The sequence below is a fragment of the Streptomyces turgidiscabies Car8 genome (genome assembly GCF_000331005.1).
Classification (GTDB): domain Bacteria; phylum Actinomycetota; class Actinomycetes; order Streptomycetales; family Streptomycetaceae; genus Streptomyces; species Streptomyces turgidiscabies.
Genome location: NZ_AEJB01000164.1, coordinates 1 through 4,851, shown reverse-complemented (window position 1 = coordinate 4,851; position 4,851 = coordinate 1). Strand labels below are relative to the sequence as shown.

At 72.9% G+C, this 4,851-nt stretch carries 3 protein-coding genes; all 3 read left to right on the top strand.

The genetic code is table 11. The annotated features are described in order from the left end of the window. Positions 1–149 precede the first annotated feature (149 nt). Positions 150–1,070 carry a hypothetical protein gene (locus tag STRTUCAR8_RS53275; protein ID WP_044471972.1) on the top strand — a complete coding sequence of 307 codons (921 nt, stop codon included), beginning with the start codon at positions 150–152 and terminating at the stop codon, positions 1,068–1,070. Then, complete coding sequence (locus tag STRTUCAR8_RS10445; protein ID WP_006375583.1) at positions 1,067–3,376, top strand: hypothetical protein; 2,310 nt, start codon at positions 1,067–1,069, stop codon at positions 3,374–3,376. The genes STRTUCAR8_RS53275 and STRTUCAR8_RS10445 overlap by 4 nt, the downstream gene beginning before the upstream one ends. 57 nt (positions 3,377–3,433) lie before the next feature. After that, the coding region (locus STRTUCAR8_RS10440; RefSeq protein WP_006375581.1) for a hypothetical protein at positions 3,434–4,851 on the top strand (1,418 nt) is incomplete at its 3' end.

Genomic DNA, 4,851 nt, shown 5'->3' with positions numbered 1-4,851 from the left:
CCCTCACCGACCCGCACCCGACACCCCGCAGAACCTTCTGTGTACCCCGTCACACTCCGACTGCGTCATCCGCCCTCACTGCACACCGCCCACACCCACCACGCTGCTGCAAGCACCCGCACCCCCCACGTCATTGTCGAAGGGCGATCATGACCGACCCCGTGAGCCGCACGATCCTGCTGCTGGACATAGAGAGGTTCAGCGACCGGGACGACGTCGAGCAGGCGTACCTGCGGCGCATGCTCTACGACATCACCGACCGCACGCTGGAACGCGCCGGCATCGACGAGACCCGGCGCCTGCGCGCCGACCGCGGGGACTCCGTGATGGAGCTCATCGACGCGAACGCCCCGGTCACCGCCCTGCTGCGCGCCCTCCTGGTGGACGTCCCGGCGCAGTTGCGCGCCGTCAACCGCATGGCGTCCAGCTCCGCCCAGATCAGGCTGCGCGGGGTCCTCGCCACCGGTTACGTGGCCGTGGACAGGCACGACGGCTGGGTCGGCACCGACCTGAACAACGCCTGCCGGCTGCTGGACGCCCAGCTGCTGCGGGCCGCCCTGAGCGAACGCCCCCACGACTTCGCGCTGCTGGTCTCGGACGCCCTGTACACCGGCGTCGTACGGCACGACCATCCCGGCATCCCGGCCGACGAGTTCCGTCCGGTCGGGGTGGACACCAAGAACGGCCCGATGCGGGCCTGGCTGCACGGCCCGCTGCCCAGCGGCCACGAGGCGGCCTCGACCGGCGCCGTCGGCAGCACCGGCACGGCCGGTACGGCCGACCAGGACCACCGTGGCACGGGGGCGGGGGAGGCGCCGGGCGGATCGGGGGACCGCCCGGCGCCACAGGCCCCGCCGGCACCGGAGGCGACGGAGGCGACGGAGGCACCGAGAGTCCCCGCGCAGGGCACCTCGCCCGAGAGCCGCCCCGCCCCGGGCCCCGTATTCAACTTCAACGGCGCCGTGAACGTCGGCGGCAGCGTGGTGGCCGGAGACCAGACCGGCGTGAGCGGCGGCCAGGTCACCGGGGACGTCAACATGGGCGGCCGTAACGGGGGTGACGGCTCATGAGCACCCCGGACGCCGCCGAGGCCGCCCGTCCCTTACCCGCCGACGACCCGTCCCCCTCCGCCGATGGCAAGGACGGCAGAGACGGCGCCGCGAAGGACTCCAAGGACGGCAAGGAGTCCAAGGAGGCGGAGGGCTCCGAGGGGTCGGAGGAGCACGAGCAGCCCCAGACCGCCTGGTCGGCGCGGCGCGACCTGATCGACCACAGCCCCCGGTCCATGAACCTCGGCGACCGTGCCCGCTTCGGCGGCAGCATGGTCGGCGGCAACCAGCACGGCGTCAGCGGCGGGCAGGTCGCCGGTGACGTGATCATGGGCAGCAAGACGGAGATCCACCAGTGGGCGATACCCGGGTTCTCCGCCCCGTCCGCCTCCGCGTCCGGCGAGGTCCCGCAGACCACGCTGGACCGGCTCGCCGCCTCGTTCGTGGCCGCCGAGGAGACCGTCGAGGCCCTGCTCGTCCGGCTGCGCCGCGACCGCGTCCTCGTCCTGTCGGGCGCCCGCTTCACCGGCAGACACACGGCCGCCCTGATGCTTCTGCACCGGCTCGGGGCAGCCCCCGTACACACGCTCGACCGTGACACGAACCCGAGCACCCTGGCGGACAAGTTCACGGCGCCGGACACGGCCGCCGACGGATCGCCGGCCGCGGGAGCCACCGCCGGTGGAACCCCGGCCCACCCGCGCGGCTACGTCCTCGCCGACCTCGTCACCCGCCGCGACCGTCCCCTCCGCGAGCACCATCTCCTCGCCGCGTGCGACCGTCTCACCGTGCAGGACGCGTACCTCGTCGTCACGGTGGGCCCGACCGCCGTCCTGGAGGACGTGCCGGTCGTCACCTGGCAGCCGCCGGACCCGGCCGACGTCCTGGCCGCCCACCTCCGCACCCGCGTGGCGGCCCAGGACGACCGGGGGGCCACGGTGGCGAAACTGCTCGACCTCCCGGACGTCACCGAGTTCCTGAGCCGCAGTCACCAACTGCGCGAGGTCGCCGCGTTCGCCCAGCTGCTCGGTCGGTACGCGGCGGGTGAGGTCGCGGAGAACGCCGTCGCCCAGTTCTCCCTGATCTCCCTGGAGAACCAGGTCCAGGAGTGGTTCGAGGAGGACGAGTCGTCGATCCATCTGCGCGACAAGGCGTTCCTGGTCGCGCTGGCCGCGTTCGACGACGGCCCCTACGCCCTCACCGCCGAACTCAGCGATCTGCTCTACCGCTTCCTCCAGCAGACCCAGAAGCCCGGGAGTGCCCCCGAGGTCCCCGTCTTCGGCACCCACATCGGCAAGCGCCTCCAACTCGCCCGCGCCGAGCGGTACGAGGACGACGAGCACACCGAGTGGGGTCCGGTGACCCAGCAGAAGGCGAAGTTCACCGACGAGCGCGCCTCCCTCGTACTCCTGCGCGAGGTCTGGACAGGCCACCCCTCCGCGCGCCCCGCGCTCATCGACTGGCTGCGCCGGCTGGCCGACGACGGCCGCCCCCTGGTCCGTACCCGGGCCGCGTCCACGGTGGCCGTCCTGGCCCGTACGGACCTGCCCTCGGCCATGGCCCTGGTCATCCAGCCCTGGGCGACCTCCAACCGCTTCCGGCACCGCCTGGTGGCCGTCAACGCGCTCACCCTCGCCCACCTCCTGGACACGCCGAACATCCCGCGCATCCTCGACGAGTGGTCCAAGGGCGAGGACCGGCGGCTGCGCTGGGTGGCCGTACGGGCGTACGCGCTGATCGGCGCCGAACGCCCCGAGCAAGCCCTCGCCGCCCTGCGCACCGCGGCCCGCAGCCTGTACCGGGACCTCGCCGACCCGGACGACTTCGACCGCGAGATGGCCCGCGAACTCGGCGAGGCCGTCGCTCTGTTGCTCCTCTCCGAGGCCAGCGACGCGGTCCTCGCCGAACTGCGTCTACACCTCCCCGACGACCGCCCGGTGCACGACCTGACCATCGGCGGCTTCGTCAGCGCCTGCCGCCACACCCAGGACGACGAGCGCTACGGCCATCCGCTGGTCCTCGCGTGGTACGCGCAGTCCGCCACCGAGGGCTCGGCCGCCGCCCACGGCATCCCGTTCCTGTGGCGGGCGGCCCTCAACGACCCGAACGCGACCCGGCACGCCCTGGACGTGCTGCGCGAGTGGGTCCTCATCGCCGACCGCTCGACGGCCACGGAGTGGGCCCTGGCGGCCCTGCTCCCGACCCTGGTCACCACCCCGGCGGAGTACCAGCGCCTGGGCCACCTCCTGCGGACGATGCCGGGCGAGGACGGCGCGAAGCCACCCGGAGTGGCCGCCCGCCTCCTGACGACACTCCCCGTCCGCTAGCCGTCCCGCCGTCCAGACACACCTCCCTGCTCACCGCCCACCGAGGAGCAACGCACGATGTCCGCCTTCCACCGCCCGCCCGAGTGGCAGCAGTCCGCAGACCGGCACACCCAGCTGATCGACCCGGTGCTCACGGTGCGCCAGCTGTCACGCTTCGAGCTCTCCCTGAAGTCGACGGTCCGCATCGATCACGCGCTCGTCTTCGCGACCGCCAAGGGCGGCTACGAGGCCTACCTCCCGCCCCGCCGACCGACGCGCAGCGACATCGCGGCGCGGCACTACACCGCGGTGTACGAGGTCGACATGGGCGTGCATCCCTTCTCCGGCACGCTCACGCTCCCCAGTGACAACGACGCGTTCGAGTTCTCGGCCGAGCTCGACATGTCCTGGCAGGTCATCGACCCGGCCCGGTTCGTGGGCAGCGGCCACCGGGACGTACCGGGCCTGCTCATCGGCGAACTCCAACGCGCGGCCCGCCCGGTGAGCCGGCGTTTCCCGATCGCGGACAGCGCGGCGGCGGAGGGGGAACTCCTCCAGGCGATCAACGTCCTGGGCCCGCTGGGCGCCCCCGCGGGCCTCCAGACCACCTGGACCCTGCGTCTGCGCCGCGACCAGGAGAACATCGACCACCAGCGCCGCCTCCAGGCCATCGACCACTCCGCGACCGAGCAGGTACGGGTGGCCCAGCGCGGCTCCGAGATCGACGTCGAGGTGGACCGGCGCAACCGCGCGCAGGACGCCCTCCAGATCGAGCGCTCGATGTCGTACGGCGCCCAGCAGCAGCACCTGGCCCTCCAGCAGCAGCGCTGGGACTACGAGCAGGCGGCCCTGCAGAGCAGCCAGCAGCACCAGCTCTCCATCCAGCAGGGCCACCAGGAACTGGAGCTGCAGCAGATAGAGGCACAGAAGATCGCCTTCTACCAGTACCACCTGCAACAGGGCGGCGTGCAGGCCTGGGCCCTCCACCTCTCCCAGCACCCCGAGGACTCCCGTCTGGTCATGACCAGCATGCGTGAGGACCAACTCCGTATGATCCAGGCCCAGATGGACCTGGTGAAGGACCTCCTGCACGGCGACACCGCGGAGAAGTTCGAGCTGGAGGGCCCCAAACAACTGGCCCTGCGCACAGTGAGCGACATCCTCAACCAGCGCCTCCCGGGCGTCCCTCAGTCACCTCCCCCGCTCCCGGGCGGCGACCCGGCCCCGGGCGACCCGTACGCGGCGTACGGCCAGGGAGCCCCGGGAGTACCGGCCCAGCCGGGATACGCGCAGGGCGTCCCCGGGGTTCCGGCGCAGCCGGGGTTCGTCCCCGGCCAACTCGACCCCTCGCACGCTCACCCCGCCCCCGAGCCCGCCGACCAGCCCCCGAGCGGCACGCCCCAGGCCCAGGCCGCCCAGCCGCCGGCGTCTCCGACGGCCGCGCCCGGCCAGACGCCCGCCGCCCCCGCCTGGGGCATGCAGCCGCCGACCGGCCC